The following is a 13,911-nucleotide window of genomic DNA, read 5'->3' on the forward strand; positions in this document are numbered from 1 at the left end:
AGTGCCCCGCCCCCGGCATGAATCCGTCGTCCTCGAATGCGCGACTGCGCCCGTTCCGGCCGGTGCCGTTTGGCCGCTACACGTTGCTGACTCAGCTCGCCACGGGCGGCATGGGGGAGATCTTCCTCGCGCGGCTGGAGGGGATGCAGGGCTTCGAGAAGCTGTGCGTCATCAAGAAGATCTTGCCGCAGCTGGCGGAGGATCCGGAGTTCGTCGAGCGCTTCGTGGGCGAGGCGCGCACGCTGGTGAAGCTCACGCACGGCTCCATCGCGCAGGTGCTGGACATGGGGTTGCACGAGGGCGATGCGTACATGGCCCTCGAGTACGTGGACGGCAAGGACTTGCGCAAGGTGGCGGCGCGGGCGAGGGACCGGCAGATGCCGCTGCCGCTCACCTTCGTGCTGTTCGTGATGGGGCGGGTGCTGGACGCGCTCGCCTACGCGCACCGCAAGAAGGGGGATGACGAGAGCGAGCTGAACCTGGTGCACCGGGACATCTCGCCGCAGAACATCCTCATCTCCTACGAGGGGGAGGTGAAGGTCATCGACTTCGGACTGGCCAAGAGCCGGCTGAGCGCGGCCAAGACGAACCCGAGCATCATCCTCGGCAAGTTCCTCTACATGTCGCCCGAGCAGGCCCGGCACCTGCCGGTGGACCGGAGAAGCGACCTGTACGCGGTGGGCCTGTGTCTGTACGAGCTGCTGTCCGGGAAGAACCCCTTCGACTCGCTGCCGCCCGGCGAGCTGATGTCCGCGGTGGCCCACCCGAACATCCCGCCGTTGTCCCAGGTGGCGCCCGGGGTGCCGGACTCGGTGTCGCAGCTGGTGATGAAGGCGCTGGCGGTGGAGCCGGTGCAGCGCTTCCAGGCGGCGGAGGAGCTGCGCGGCCGGCTCAACGCGTGCCTGCTGGAGCTGGACGCCGCCTCGGGTCCGGAGTCCATCAGCCGGTACATGCACGAGCTGTTCGCCTCGGAGTACCTGACCGAGCGGCGGATGCTGGTGATGTTGCGCGAGGTGGGACGGGTGCCCGAGCCGGAGCCCGAGGCCGCGGGCGGGCCGGAGGGCGCGCCGCCGCGGCCCGTGCCCATGTTGCCGCCGAAGACGATCCGCCTGGATGGGCCCGTCGAGCCGCTGTCCTTCAAGCCCACGCCGCGCACGCGCGAGGGGGTCGCCGGGCGTGACGATGGCGAGACGCGGCCGGCCGTGGCGATGGAGGAGCCCACGGCTCCCGACGCCGTGCTGGAGGGGCCCACGCGGCCCGCCGTTGCCCGGGAGGCCATCGAGGAGTCCCGGAGCGAGCGGCCCTCGGGCTCCCACGTGCCGACGTTGGACGAGATGCGGGCCGTGCCAGAGCCGCCTCCAGCCCTCCTCGAGGGGCTGATGCCGCGCACCCTGGAGGATGTGCCGCCGCCCATCGAGGACACGCCGGGCTGGTCCGAGTCACTTCCTCCCGAGGCGGCGCTTCCTCCCGAGGCGGCGCTTCCTCCCGAGGCGGCGCGGAGCCCCGAGCGGTGGCGGGAGCAGCCGATGTCTCCTCCGATGCTGTTCGAGACGGAGGAGCGCGAGCTGTCCGCGCCCGACGCGGAGCCGGAGGAGGAACCGGCCTACGTCGGGACCGACCTGCACGAGGACTCGGAGGAGGGGCGGTTGGGGGTGGAGGACACGCAGCCGCGCATCCAGATGCCGCTCGCGCGGACGGATGACACCCAGCCGCGCGTGGTGCTCCGTGACGTCTACCACGAGGACACCCAGCCGCGCGTGGTGCTCGACGAGTCGCTGTTGCGCGACACGGAGCAGGACGACGTGCCGCCATCGCACCGGCCGAAGTCTGGCGGGACGCGCATCCCCCGACGGCGCGTGGTGACGACGGGTGTCTCCCGCCCCTCGTCCGTGCGCAGGGCGATTCCGGACGACCTCGAGCCGGAGGATGGGGACGAGGAGCGGACGGAGGAGACCCCGTCTCTGCCAGTCGCGCGGGAGCCCACTGCCTCCATGCCCGTGGCACGGGGGCGTGCGGCGCGACCCCGGCGGCGGTGGATGCCCCTGGTCATCGTGCTGTTGGGCATGGTCCTGGTCGTGGGTCTCTGGGCCGCCGTCATCTCCCAGCAGCCCGCGTCGCGCCCGCCGCCCGCGCGTGCCCTGGCGCGCCCCACGCCCAAGGTGGCGCCTCCCGTGGCCGTTCCACCGCCTTCCGCGCCTCTTGGCGAGGAGGTTCCACCGCCCGCGCCTCCGTCCTCCCCCGGGGTCGTCCCCTCCGAGTCCACCTTGGACGCGGGGACGGCGCTGGACGCGGGTACGGCACTGGACACGGGCGCGGAGTCGTCCGAGTCCGCCATGGAGTCGGATTTGCTCTTTCCCCTCGCGGCCCCGTCACCGGAACCCGAGGCGGCTCCCAGCAAGGCCCCGACGGGGCGCAAGCCGCGCGCCACACGGGGGGCGACGGAGCTGCAGAAGGAGTGGGCCCGCACGCGCCTCGCGTACGAACGGCTCACCCGGGTCATCGCGTGTGACAACCTCAGCTTCCTGTGCAGCCGCTATGAAAGCCTTGAGCATCAGGTGGAGCAGGCCGGGGACGCCGAGGACCCGCAGTTGCTCGGCAAGGTGAGGCAGCTCCAGCGCGACCTCAACAAGAGAAGGAACGGCTCTTGAGCCTCGCGCCCCCATCCCATGGATGGATGGGGGCATGGAGCCCGGGACTCACTCGCCCGGGACTCACTCCTTGAGTTGTTCCTGGGCCATCTGCCGGGCCGAGTCCGTGCCCGAGCCCACGCCGAGGGGACCGGGCTGGCGCTCCCGGGGAACCGCCTGGGGCCGATCGATGACGTAGGGACCCCGCTCGTACCCCTGGTTGCTGTCCGCGTTCGCCGGGTGATCCTTCCAGCCCTTGTCCAGGGCCACGCCCGAGCCCGCGCCGCCCGAGCCTCCCTGTCCGCTCTCGGCCTCCGAGGCCGCCGGGCTCTGGTACTTCTGGTGGACGGGCTCGTTGAACCGGCCGGACTGCTTCGAGGCCTCCGGCCCATTGCAGCCCGCCATGAGGGCGCCGCCCATGCCCACCGCCAGCATCCACCCCATCCAACGCGACATTGTCTGCCTCCTGGTGGAAATCCGTCTTGTCTTCCTGGCTCACAAGGTAGGCCCTCCTCCCGAGGCGAGCAGGCCAGGAGCGGGGGGTTGCCTGGCCGTTTGGTGAGAGGCGTTGGTGGAAGGCATTGCGAGTGTCGGACGGTGGGAGGTCGTCCCGGGGTGGGGCTGTGCCCGCCCTGGCGTGGTGCCGAGGTTGTGGGCTCTCAACCCCGGCGTGCTCGAGAGCCCATGGAATCGATCGAGGAGGGTGGGCGGTCGGGGCCGTGGGCGCGCGTGGAGCGGTGGGTGTTGCGGCTGCTGGCACTCACCAACCGGCTGCGGCTGCCGGGGCCCTCGGTGTTGCCGGTGGCGGGGGCGTTGGTGGGCCTCTACAGCGGTCTGGCCGCGGGGCTCTTCGCCAACCTCATCGGGCTGGTGAGCGGAATAGCCCTGGGCTTTCCCAAGCTGCTCGACGCGCTCGATGCCGACTCGCCCACCCGCGCCGCCCTGCGCCAGGCGTTCGCCGAGGCGCGCTGGGAGTTCGAGTTCCTCCTCGTGGGGATTCCGCTCGGGCTGAGCGCGTTGATGCTCTCGCGCCTCATCCAGCCAGGGGGCCCGAGAAGCCAGGTGAAGCACCGCCTGGAGGTGCTGGGGTTGCTGATGCTGGGGGCGCTGTCGCTCTACTACCCGCTGGTGGCGCTGGCGGCGACCAACTCGGTGCTCGGGCACCTGCATGACGTGGGGCGCGAGGTGCGGCACCTGCCGCCCTGGTGGGTGATGCTGCTGCCCATGTTGGGGGGCGTGCTGGTGGGCCGCGTGCTGCGCGACCGTCCCGAGACGCATGGCCACGGCGTGCCCGAGGTGGTGAAGGCGGTGGAGCGCGAGGGCCGGCTGCCCGGGCGCGACGGGGTGCTCAAGCTGGTGGCGAGCGCGATCACCATCGGCACGGGGGGCTCGGCGGGGCGCGAGGGGCCCATCGTCTTTGGCGGCGCGGCGTTCGGCTCGGAGGTGGGCCGCACGCTGGGCTTCACGCGGCGCGAGCTGGCGATCCTCCTGGCCAGTGGAGCGGGCGCGGGCATCGCCGCGTCCTTCAACGCGCCCATCGCCGGCGCCCTGTTCGCGATGGAGATCATCCTGCGCGAGTTCCAACTGCGCGTCTTCTCGCCCATCATCCTCGCGAGCGTCACCGCCACGCTGGTGGGCCGGGGCGTCATGGGCAGCGCGCCCATGGTGCGGCGCGTGGCGTACAGCATGGTGAGTGGCTGGGAGATTGTCTTCTACGCGCTGCTGGGGCTGGTGACGGGGCTGTTGGCGTACGCCTTCATCCGCTCGCTGCATGGGGTGGAGACGTTCTTCCATGGCGAGGGCAGGGGCCGGTGGAGCGCGCGGGTGGGGCGGCTGCCGCTGTTCGTGAAGGCGGGGCTGGGGGGCCTGGTGGTGGGAGGGCTGGCGCTGGTGCACCCGGTGGTGTGGGGCACGGGCCACGAGTCCATCAACGACGCGGCGGTGCGGGCGCTGTCCGTGTCGCTCCTGGCGTCGGGCTGCTTGCTGAAGCTGGTGGGGACGGCGATCACGCTGGGCTCGGGGGGCTCGGGCGGGACGTTCTTCCCCATGACGGTGATGGGGGCGCTGGCGGGTGGGGCCTTCGGCGAGGTGATACACGCGGCCCTGCCCGGCATCACCGCGCCGAGCGGGGCCTACGCGATGGTGGGCATGGGCGGGGCGGTGGCGGCGCTCACGCGCGGGCCGCTGACGGGGCTGATGATGGTGTACGAGCTGAGCGGCAACTACGCCATCATCCTGCCGCTGATGGTGACGTGCACCATCGCCTCGGCGCTGTGCCACGCGCTGGTGGAGCGGCGGGCGGGCGTGGACGCGAACACGCTCGGGCGCATCCCCGTGGACGAGCTGGTGGCGTGGGTGGAGCCGGTGGAGCCCGGGGCGTGGGCGCCGGAGGTGCGCGAGCGGCTGCTCGCGTCGCACGAGAGGGCGCTGCCCGTGAGGGATGGAGCGGGCACGTTGCTGGGCGTGGTGAGCGCGAGCGTGCTGGAGGCCCAGGAGCTTCGGGCCAACCGGGGCACGGTGGAGGGGTGGGTGCGACGGGTGCCCGCCGTGTCCGTGGAGACGCCGGTGGGCGAGGCCCTGCGCGCCATGGACGCGCACGAGGTGGATGCGCTGCCGGTGCGGGGCGAGGGTCGGGTGGGGGTGGTGACGCGCGCGGGCCTGTTGCGCTTTCTCCAGCGCGAGCGGCGCATCCGCCAGAAGGAGCCGCCCTTCTCCCCCACGGAACTACCAAGGTAGGACCGCCTACCCCGGAGGCCAGTGCAGGGGGCGCCCGGCGAGCAGGTGCAGGTGGATGTGGAACACCGTCTGCCCGGCGTCGCGCTGGGTGTTCATCACCACGCGGTAGCCGTTGTCGGCGTGGCCGCGCTCGCGCGCCAGCTTGGCGGCGGCGACGAAGAGCTGGCCCACCACCTCGCGGTCCTCCGGGGTGATGTCGTTCACCGTGGCGATGTGCTTGTGGGGGATGAAGAGCACATGCGTGGGCGCCTGGGGATTGATGTCCTCGAAGGCGAGGCACTGCTCGTCACGGTAGACGACCTTGGCGGGAATCTGGCCGTCGCGAATCTTGCAGAAGAGGCAGTCGGACATGGGCCTCGCAGTCTAACCCTCACGGCAGCCGCGAGGTCCAGTTCGGATCCGGCACGCAGTGCGTCTGGGGCAGCCGCACGAGGATGAAGGGGCCTTCCCCGGCCACGCGCTGCCCCGCGCCCTCGGCGCCCGCCATGGTGAGCACGTAGTTGTAGAAGCCCGAGTTGCGCCCCGCCGCGAGGTGCGAGAAGAGGGGGACGTCGCGGTGCAGGTAGCTGTAGCCGCCGGACCAGGCCAGGTGCACCGCCTCCACCTTGAGGCCGCACAGGTCCTCGAGCTTGCCGGCGTGGATGAGCAGGCGGTTGAGGGGCCCGAAGTCGTCCCAGGCGCTCGAGAGGGCCTTGGCCCCGGCGTACTGCCCCAGGTCCTGGAAGGTGAGCCGTCCCATGCGCAGGGCCGAGACGCCCGCCACCGCCACCACCACCAGGGGCAGGGCGAGCCGCGCGGGCGAGGGAGGCAGGTGGCGCAGCAGCGTGTCCAGGCCCACGCCCGCGAGCGCGGCGAACAGGGGCAGCACGGGCAGGATGAAGCGCAGCTCCTTGTGGGGCTGCCATGCGTGGAGCGCGACGAAGATGGCGGCCACGGCGAGCAGGCCCGGGGCCCGCCGCGCGGCGAACAGGGACAGCCCGAGCGCCACGGCGGTGGGCGCGCCCATGGACAGCCAGAGGACGTGGCCGTAGTAGGAGAAGGGGGCGGTGCCGAAGGTGGCGGCCTTGCCTTGCAGGAGGTTGAAGTCCAGGTACACGCGCGCCGAGTGGAACCACCGGCCCCACGTGAGCCAGTCCAGGAGGCCGAAGAGCAGGGCCCACCCGGCGAGCACCGCCAGCGCCTCGCCCGCCTGGCGCCACTGGCGCCGCGCCACGAGCACCGCGAGCAGGCCCACGCAGAAGATGCCCGTCTGCAGCCGCAGCAACACCGCGAGCCCCAGCAGCGAGGCCCCCACCAGGCGCTGGCGCCGGGAGGCGTCCGGGGCGAGCGCGAACGCCAGTCCCAGCACCACGGGCAGCGCGGAGGCGTTCTCGCTCAGGGCGCGGGGGGCGAAGTAGAGGGGCACGGCGGTGAGGGCGAACAGCGAGGCCCCCGCCGCGGCCGCCAGCGCCGACGCCCCATACGCCCGCGCCAGCCGCGCGCTGCCCCAGGCGGTGGCCGCCCCAATGAGCGCGAAGACTCCGCGCGTCAGGCCCAGGTACCCCCGGGGCTCGCCCAGCCCCAGCCAGGTGGACAGCTTGAAGAGGACGGCCACCGCCGCCGGCAGGGCCCAGTTGCGCGCCCCCTCGATGAACTCCCAGGCGCGCATCCCATAGCCGAAGACGAGCCGGTGGGCCGGCTCCAGGCTCTGGTAGATTTCGTCCGGCCAGTACACCCCGTCATCGGAGAGGGCCAGCCACACCCGGAGTGCGGCTCCCACCCCCACGGCCACCAGGAGGACGGCCCGGGCGAGGAGCCGTTCGGACGAGGCTTCGGGGCGGGGGGGAGGGGTCGACATGTGGGTTGACCACGCGAAAAGGGCCGCCGGGTGATATTCCACCTGGGTCCGATGAACTCCATCCGCGTATCCCAATTGCTGGAAGACCGCGAGTACGACCTCCAGCTGACCCTGGTGGCGGGGGAGCGGGGCCTGCAGCACCGCATCAACTCCTCGCGCATCCAGAAGCCGGGGCTGGCCCTCACCGGTTTCACCGAGCACCTGCACCCCCACCGGGTCCAGGTGTTCGGCAACACGGAAGTCTCCTACCTGCGCACACTTCCCCTCGAGCGGCAGCGGGAGGTGCTCGACTCGCTCTTCCAGGAGGAGCTGGCGTGCGTGGTGGTGACCAAGGGCATCGATCCGCCGCAGGCCCTGGCGGAGGCGTGTGAGAAGGCGGGCCTGGCGCTCATGCGCACGCCCCTGCTCTCCAGTGCCTTCATCCAGCAGGTGCAGGCCTTCCTGGAGGAGTCGCTCACCGAGTCGAGCAGCCTGCACGGGGTGCTCATCGACGTGTTCGGCGTGGGCGTGCTGCTGCTGGGCAAGAGCGGCATCGGCAAGAGCGAGATCGCGCTGGACCTGGTGATGCGCGGCCACCGGCTGGTGGCCGACGACATCGTGGACGTGACGCGGCGGCGCCAGGGCGTGGTGTATGGCACGGGCAACGCCGTCATCCGCCACCACATGGAGATCCGCGGTCTGGGCATCATCAACATCAAGGACCTGTTCGGCGTGGCCTCGGTGCGCGAGCGCAAGATGATCGAGCTGGTCATCGAGCTGCAGGAGTGGGATCCCCACCAGGAATATGACCGGCTGGGCGTGGAGGACAGGTTCATGAGCATCGTGGGCGTGGACGTGCCGCTCTCGGTAGTGCCCGTGCGCCCGGGCCGCAACATGACCACCATCATCGAGGTGGCGGCGCGCAATCAGCTTCTCAAGCAGCGGGGCCATCACTCGGCGCGCGAGTTCGCCGAGCGTCTCAACCGTGCCATCGCCGAGGGTGCGACGCGCCGCGCCCGTCGGGAGGAAGTCGAGTGAGTAACGCGCTGGCCAAGCACATCGTCGTCATCTCGGGCATGTCCGGCTCGGGCAAGTCCACCGCCATCCGGGCCCTGGAGGACGTGGGCTTCTTCTGCATCGACAACCTGCCGGTGCTGCTGCTGCCCAAGCTCACCGAGCTCGCCGGCGCGGGACAGTTCGAGCACCTGGCGCTCGTGGTGGACGCGCGCGAGGGCATCTTCCTGCACGAGGCCCCGCGGGTGCTCGACGAGGTGCGCCGGGTGGGGCACCACGTGGAGGTGCTCTTCCTGGACGCCAGCGACGACAGCCTCATCCGCCGCTTCAGCGAGACGCGCCGCCGCCACCCGCTCGCGCCCCAGGGCACCGTGGCCGAGGGCATCGCCATCGAGCGCCAGCGGCTCAAGGACCTGCGCGAGCTGGCCGATCAGGTCATCGACTCGTCGGTGCTCAACGTCCATGACTTGAAGCGCATGGTGCAGGGGCGCTTCTCCCCCGAGCCCGCCAGCCCCTCGCTGTCGGTGATGAGCTTCGGCTTCCGCCACGGCGTGCCGCCCCAGGCGGACCTGGTGCTCGACGTGCGCTTCCTGCCCAACCCCTACTTCGTCCCCGAGCTCAAGGGGCTCACCGGTCGCGACTCGCGCGTGTCCGCGTATGTGCTCGACCGTGAGGAAACGCAGCAGTTCGTGGACAAGGTGGTGGACCTGTGCCGCTTTCTCTTCCCGCGCTACCAGAAGGAGGGCAAGGCGTACCTCACCGTGGCGCTCGGCTGCACCGGCGGGAAGCACCGCTCGGTGGCCATCGCCGAGGAGCTGCGCCAGCGCCTCTCCGGGGACCACCCGCGCGTGCAGGTGTGGCACCGTGACATCGAGAAGGAGTAGCCGGGAGGCCCTCGCTCCCCCGGGACGGGGCACCCGTGACGGGTGCTCGCCCCCTCGTCTGCCAGACGACAACGCAAGGTGTCGTCGACAGTGAAATTTCGGGCGGGCCGTGTCGTTCGACCTTAGTTTGAAGGAAGGGTGACAAGGTGGTAGCAGGTGTGGAGTCGGGATTGGGCGGCAACGAAACTTTCGGTGGGGGTTGCGCGTCGTTCCGTTCAGGCGTAGTCAGGCAGCCCCGGGGGGCTGGTGGAGGTGAACATGGTCGGCCTCGTAGTGGCATCGCACGGACGTCTGGCGGACGAACTGGTGACGACCGCGGAGCAGATCGTGGGCAAGCTGCCCGCGGTGGCGACCTGCAACATCGAGCCGGGAACCTCTTTGGAGGATCTCCGGGCGAAGATGCGGCAGGCCGTGACGGATCTGGACCAGGGCGATGGCGTCATCGTCATGGCCGATCTGTTCGGCGGTACGCCCTGTAAGGAATCGCTCATGATGTGCTCGGAGCGGTGTCAGGGGCGGCTGGAGGTGCTGGCGGGGGTGAACCTGCCCATGCTCCTCAAGGCCAACTCGCTCCGGTCCGAGGAGATGCCGCTGGCGGAGATGGCCTCCCAGCTCGCATCCTATGGGCAGCGCAACATCACCTGTGCGTCGGCTTTGTTGCGTGAGGCGCAGCAACGTCAGCAGCAGAGTGTACCGCGAACTTGACGGCCCCCGCCGGGTAGGCGATTCGAGACTGCCGTGATCTCCCTGGTCCGTGTCGACAACCGCCTCATCCATGGACAGGTCGTCGAGGCCTGGCTGCCGCACTTGAAGGTCTCGCGCGTCATCGTCGCGGATGACGAGGCCGCCGCCAGTCCGCTGGTGCGCGCGGCGATGGCCCTGGCGGTGCAGAGCGCCATCGAGGTGCAGATCCTCCCCCTGCAGCAGGTGGACTTCGCGGGGGCCTCCCGAGACAGCCTCAAGACGCTGCTGCTCTTGCGTGACGTGGCGGCGGTGCCCTTCGTCCAGACCCATGGGCTGAAGCTGGAGCACCTCAACCTGGGCAACGTGCACTTCGGCACGGGACGGCGCCAGGTGTCCCCCTCCGTCTTCCTGTCCGAGTCGGAGCTGCAGACGCTGCAGCGGCTGGGCCACGACGGCGTGCGGGTGGAGGCGCGCGCGGTGCCCACGGAGAAGCCCGTGGAGCTGCCGGAGCTGGTGGAGCGCTGGGGAAAGGCGGGGTGAGTCCGTGAACGTGGGCTGGACCCAGGTGGCGCTCGCCGGCGTCTGGGGCGGCCTCGTCGCGGTGGAGCGCAAGGCCTTCCTCCAGGCCATGTTCTCCCGGCCCCTCGTGGCGGCCACCGCCATGGGCGTGCTGCTCGATGACGTGCCCTCGGGGCTCTTCGTGGGCCTGGTGCTGGAGCTCTTCCACCTGGGCTCGGCCAACCTCGGCGCCTCGCTGCCGGACCATGACACCGTGTCGGCCACGGGCGCCTCGGCGTCGGCGGCGTGCATGGCGGCCGCCACGGGAGCCGGCTCCACCCCGGCCATCTGGTCGCTCTCCGTGCTGCTCTTCCTCGGCCTGGGCCGCTTGGGCCGCGAGGTGGATCGCTTCCTCGAGCGCTATTCGGCGCGGCTCGCCAAGAAGGCGCTCGCCTCGGCCGAGACGGGCCAGCTCACGCGGGCCATGCGGCAGAACCTCTGGGGCATGTGGCCGCACTTCGTCTTCTTCGGCGCGATGACCAGCGTGTGCGCCCTGGTGGGCTTCCTGCTCGGGCCATTGCTCGAGCAACTGCCGCTGGGTGTGCTCCGGGGGCTCGCGTGGGCCTACCCCGCCATGGCCTCGGTGTCCGCGGCGATCGCCGCGCGGGGCAGCCATGCCAAGCGCGCCTCCTTCTACGCGGGCCTGGGCGCGGGCGTCGTCATCCTGACCGCGTCCCTGCTGGCGCTCCGGGAGTGGCTGTGAGCACGCCGGCCCCCTCCCTGCCGTGGTGGGTGTTGCTGCGCGTCTTCGTGCGCTCGCTCTTCCTGCAGGCCTCCTGGAATCCCCAGGGCATGCAGAACCTGGGGCTGGCCTACGCCGTCTACCCGGCGCTCCAGCGGCTCTACCCGGAGCAGCGCGACCTGGAGGCCGCGGTGCGCCGGCACCTCGTCTTCTTCAACACCCACCCCTACGTGGCGGCGGCCATCGTGGGGGGGGTGCTCCACCACGAGCAGCGCATCGCCCGGGGCGAGGAGACGCCGGACAAGGTGGTGGCCTTCAAGGCGGCGCTCATGGGCCCGCTGGCGGCCCTGGGGGACGGCTTCTTCTGGTTGTCGCTCAAACCCGCCACCGGGGCGGTGTGCGCGGCGCTGGTGCCGGTGCTGGCGGCGTGGGCGGCGGTGCTCTTCCTGGTGCTCTACAACCTGGTGCACTTCTGGCTCCGGGCCCGGCTGTACGTGCTGGGCCTGTCCATGGGGGACCGGCTGGTGGAGGCGGTGGCCCGGGCAAACCTGCCTGGCCGGGGGGCGAAGCTGCGGTCGGTGGGGGCGGCGTGCGCCGGGGGCCTGGCGGCCTGGCTGGCGGTGGACTTCGGTGTCGACGCCGGGGGGCGCTTCGCCCCGTTGCTATCCATGGGCTGTCTGGCCCTGGGGGCGGTATCCTACGTCCTGGTGGCCCGGCGGGTCCCCGGCTACGTGGTGTTGTACCTCGCCGCGGGACTGGCGTGCGTGGCGGGTGCTTTCTTGTAGAAACGTCGGGCAAGACATCGAGCGAACAGGGACGGCAATGGCGAGCGTGGTCGAAGGGACATTCGAGATCATCAACGCCCTGGGGTTGCACGCGCGCGCCGCGGCGCAGCTGGTCCAGGTGGCCAACCGTTACAAGAGCGACGTGACGCTCGAGTGCGAGGGGCAGCGGGCCAATGCCAAATCCATCATGGGCGTGCTGATGTTGGCGGCGGCGCAGGGCATGCAGGTGACGGTGACGTGCAAGGGTGAGGACGCTCCGGCGTGCCTCCAGGACATCCAGAAACTCATCGCCAACCGGTTTGGCGAGTCGCAGTGAACGCCTCCCGTGCCGCGGACGGTGGCCGCGGATGAAGAAGGAACCGTGAGCAGCCAGGCTTCTCCCACGTTGAGTCTCAAGGGCATCGGCGCCTCGCCGGGCGTGGCGGTGGGCCACGCCTACATCCTCGACCGCAAGCGCGTGCGCACCCCCAAGCTGCGCCTGGCCGAGGCCGAGGTGGACCCCGAGCGGATGCGGATGAAGACGGCGCTGGAGCTGTCCGACCAGCAACTCTCCGACCTCAAGGAGCAGATCTCCCACTCGGAAGGGCCCGAACACGCCCTCATCCTCGAGGCGCACCGGCTCATGCTCCACGATCCCATGTTCATCGACGAGGTGAACCGGCTCATCGTGGAGGACCGCATCAACGCCGAGTGGGCGGTGCGGCGGGTGGCGCGCAAGCTCAAGCACCTCTTCGACAACATCCCGGACGAGTACTTCCGCGAGCGGCGCTCGGACGTGGAGTACGTGGCGGATCGTGTGGTGCGCAACCTGCTCGGCCAGGTGGTGGACGAGGAAGTCGCGGTGCCGGAGAACGCGGTGGTGGTGGCGCATGACCTGTCGCCCGCGGACGCGGCGCTGCTCGCGCGCTCGGGGCAGGTGGCCGGCTTCGTCACGGACCTGGGCGGACAGACGAGCCACACGGCCATCGTCGCGCGCGCCCGCTCCATCCCGGCGGTGCTCGGCGCGGGGCGCGCCAGCGAGCAGATCTCTCCGGGGGACCTGGTGGCACTCGACGGTCAGCGTGGCATCCTCCTGGTCAATCCCTCCGAGGCCCAGCTCGCGCAATTCCACGAGACGATGCGCCGCTACCAGGAGAGTGAGGCGAGGGCCCTGGAGGCCAAGGATCTGCCGGCCCAGAGCACGGACGGCTTCCGCATCCGGCTGGTGGGCAACATCGAGTTCCCCGAGGAGCTGCCCGCGCTCCTGTCCCACGGCGCGGAGGGCATTGGCCTGTACCGCACCGAGTTCATGTTCCTCGATCGCAAGGAGGCCCCGAGCGAGGAGGAGCAGTACCGGGCGTACCGGCAGGTGCTGGAGGCGATGGAGGGCCGGCCCGTCACCATCCGCACGCTGGACCTGGGTGGGGACAAGGTGCCGGGCAAGGGCAAGCACGAGAAGGAGCCCAACCCGGCCATGGGGCTGCGCGCCATCCGCTACTGCCTGGCCAACCGGGAGCTGTTCCGGGTGCAGCTGCGCGCCCTGTTGCGCGCGAGCGTTCACGGCCACATGCGCCTCATGTTCCCGCTCATCAGCGGCATGAGCGAGCTGCGCGAGGCCCGGAGCGAGCTGGAGGCGTGTCGCACGGAGCTGGGGCGCGCGGGCGTTCCGCTCGGCAAGCGCATCCCCATCGGCATCATGGTGGAGACGCCCAGCGCGGCGCTCATCGCCGACCGGCTCGCCCAGGAGGCGGACTTCTTCTCCGTGGGCACCAACGATCTCATCCAGTACTCCATGGCCATCGACCGGCAGAACCGGGACGTGGCCTACCTGTACAAGCCCCTGCACCTGTCGGTGCTGCGCTCGCTGCGCAACATCGTGGCGGCCGCCCGGGACGCGCGGATTCCGGTGGCCATGTGCGGAGAGATGGCGGGCGACTCCGTCTACGCGCTGGTGCTGCTGGCGCTGGGCTTCGACGAGCTGTCCATGACGGCGGGGCAGATTCCCACCGTGAAGAGCATCCTGCGCCAGTCCAACCGCGCCGAGGCCCAGAAGCTGCTGGACGAGGCCATGGAGCTGACCACCGCGGAGGAAATCGAGCGCTTCATCCGCATGGAGATGGACAAACGTTTCGCCTCGGAGGGGTGA

13 protein-coding genes are annotated in these 13,911 nt (G+C 70.8%); 10 read left to right on the forward strand and 3 right to left on the reverse strand.

The window, feature by feature from the left end; translation table 11 throughout:
• Nucleotides 1-110 precede the first annotated feature (110 nt).
• A complete protein-coding gene (locus tag D187_RS20125) occupies nt 111-2,648 on the forward strand; it encodes a serine/threonine protein kinase (protein ID WP_438356959.1) in 2,538 nt (845 codons plus the stop codon).
• A gap of 63 nt (nt 2,649-2,711) precedes the next feature.
• On the opposite strand, the gene D187_RS20130 is transcribed toward D187_RS20125, so the two are convergent.
• On the reverse strand, nt 2,712-3,083 hold the full coding sequence (locus tag D187_RS20130) for a hypothetical protein (protein ID WP_002622479.1): 372 nt from the start codon (nt 3,081-3,083) through the stop codon (nt 2,712-2,714).
• A 228-nt stretch (nt 3,084-3,311) separates the two neighbouring features.
• Here D187_RS20130 and D187_RS20135 point away from each other — a divergent pair, with 228 nt between their 5' ends.
• Nucleotides 3,312-5,363 (forward strand): chloride channel protein, encoded by a 2,052-nt coding sequence (locus tag D187_RS20135; protein WP_002622477.1) that lies wholly within the window; start codon nt 3,312-3,314, stop codon nt 5,361-5,363.
• A gap of 6 nt (nt 5,364-5,369) precedes the next feature.
• Here the strand turns inward: D187_RS20135 and D187_RS20140 are convergent, their stop codons facing one another.
• Both D187_RS20140 and D187_RS20145 read right to left on the reverse strand, forming a co-directional pair.
• Complete coding sequence (locus D187_RS20140; RefSeq protein ID WP_002622476.1) at nt 5,370-5,714, reverse strand: histidine triad nucleotide-binding protein; 345 nt, start codon at nt 5,712-5,714, stop codon at nt 5,370-5,372.
• 19 nt (nt 5,715-5,733) lie between these two features.
• A complete protein-coding gene (locus D187_RS20145; protein WP_002622475.1) occupies nt 5,734-7,200 on the reverse strand; it encodes a glycosyltransferase family protein in 1,467 nt (488 codons plus the stop codon).
• A gap of 51 nt (nt 7,201-7,251) precedes the next feature.
• Between D187_RS20145 and hprK the strand changes: the two genes are divergently transcribed.
• The 8 genes from hprK (at nt 7,252) to ptsP (ending at nt 13,911) form a co-directional block, all read left to right on the forward strand.
• Entirely contained in the window at nt 7,252-8,217 is a 966-nt protein-coding gene (gene hprK, locus D187_RS20150; protein WP_043430645.1) for an HPr(Ser) kinase/phosphatase, read from the forward strand.
• A complete protein-coding gene (rapZ, locus tag D187_RS20155; protein ID WP_002622473.1) occupies nt 8,214-9,077 on the forward strand; it encodes an RNase adapter RapZ in 864 nt (287 codons plus the stop codon). The genes hprK and rapZ overlap by 4 nt, the downstream gene beginning before the upstream one ends.
• 258 nt (nt 9,078-9,335) lie before the next feature.
• The gene (locus D187_RS20160; protein WP_002622472.1) at nt 9,336-9,782 is read left to right on the forward strand and encodes a PTS sugar transporter subunit IIA; all 447 of its coding nucleotides are present in this window, start codon (nt 9,336-9,338) and stop codon (nt 9,780-9,782) included.
• Between the two features lie 33 nt (nt 9,783-9,815).
• Nucleotides 9,816-10,301, forward strand: a complete 486-nt coding sequence (locus tag D187_RS20165; protein ID WP_002622471.1) for a PTS sugar transporter subunit IIB — start codon at nt 9,816-9,818, stop codon at nt 10,299-10,301.
• A 4-nt stretch (nt 10,302-10,305) separates the two neighbouring features.
• Nucleotides 10,306-11,022 (forward strand): PTS sugar transporter subunit IIC, encoded by a 717-nt coding sequence (locus tag D187_RS20170; protein ID WP_002622470.1) that lies wholly within the window; start codon nt 10,306-10,308, stop codon nt 11,020-11,022.
• Nucleotides 11,019-11,786 carry a PTS system mannose/fructose/sorbose family transporter subunit IID gene (locus D187_RS20175; protein WP_002622469.1) on the forward strand — a complete coding sequence of 256 codons (768 nt, stop codon included), beginning with the start codon at nt 11,019-11,021 and terminating at the stop codon, nt 11,784-11,786. The genes D187_RS20170 and D187_RS20175 overlap by 4 nt, the downstream gene beginning before the upstream one ends.
• A gap of 37 nt (nt 11,787-11,823) precedes the next feature.
• Entirely contained in the window at nt 11,824-12,102 is a 279-nt protein-coding gene (locus D187_RS20180) for an HPr family phosphocarrier protein (protein ID WP_002622468.1), read from the forward strand.
• A gap of 45 nt (nt 12,103-12,147) precedes the next feature.
• Nucleotides 12,148-13,911, forward strand: coding sequence for a phosphoenolpyruvate--protein phosphotransferase (ptsP, locus tag D187_RS20185; RefSeq protein ID WP_043430816.1), 1,764 nt, complete (start codon nt 12,148-12,150; stop codon nt 13,909-13,911).

The sequence above is a fragment of the Cystobacter fuscus DSM 2262 genome (assembly GCF_000335475.2).
GTDB lineage: Bacteria > Myxococcota > Myxococcia > Myxococcales > Myxococcaceae > Cystobacter > Cystobacter fuscus.

What these genes read in the sequence shown, in the direction of transcription:
- D187_RS20125 (WP_438356959.1), top strand. Translation starts at nt 111, where the DNA reads ATGGGGGAGATCTTCCTCGCGCGGCTGGAGGGGATGCAGGGCTTCGAG.
- D187_RS20130 (WP_002622479.1), bottom strand. Translation starts at nt 3,083, where the DNA reads ATGTCGCGTTGGATGGGGTGGATGCTGGCGGTGGGCATGGGCGGCGCC.
- D187_RS20135 (WP_002622477.1), top strand. Translation starts at nt 3,312, where the DNA reads ATGGAATCGATCGAGGAGGGTGGGCGGTCGGGGCCGTGGGCGCGCGTG.
- D187_RS20140 (WP_002622476.1), bottom strand. Translation starts at nt 5,714, where the DNA reads ATGTCCGACTGCCTCTTCTGCAAGATTCGCGACGGCCAGATTCCCGCC.
- D187_RS20145 (WP_002622475.1), bottom strand. Translation starts at nt 7,200, where the DNA reads ATGTCGACCCCTCCCCCCCGCCCCGAAGCCTCGTCCGAACGGCTCCTC.
- hprK (WP_043430645.1), top strand. Translation starts at nt 7,252, where the DNA reads ATGAACTCCATCCGCGTATCCCAATTGCTGGAAGACCGCGAGTACGAC.
- D187_RS20160 (WP_002622472.1), top strand. Translation starts at nt 9,336, where the DNA reads ATGGTCGGCCTCGTAGTGGCATCGCACGGACGTCTGGCGGACGAACTG.
- D187_RS20180 (WP_002622468.1), top strand. Translation starts at nt 11,824, where the DNA reads ATGGCGAGCGTGGTCGAAGGGACATTCGAGATCATCAACGCCCTGGGG.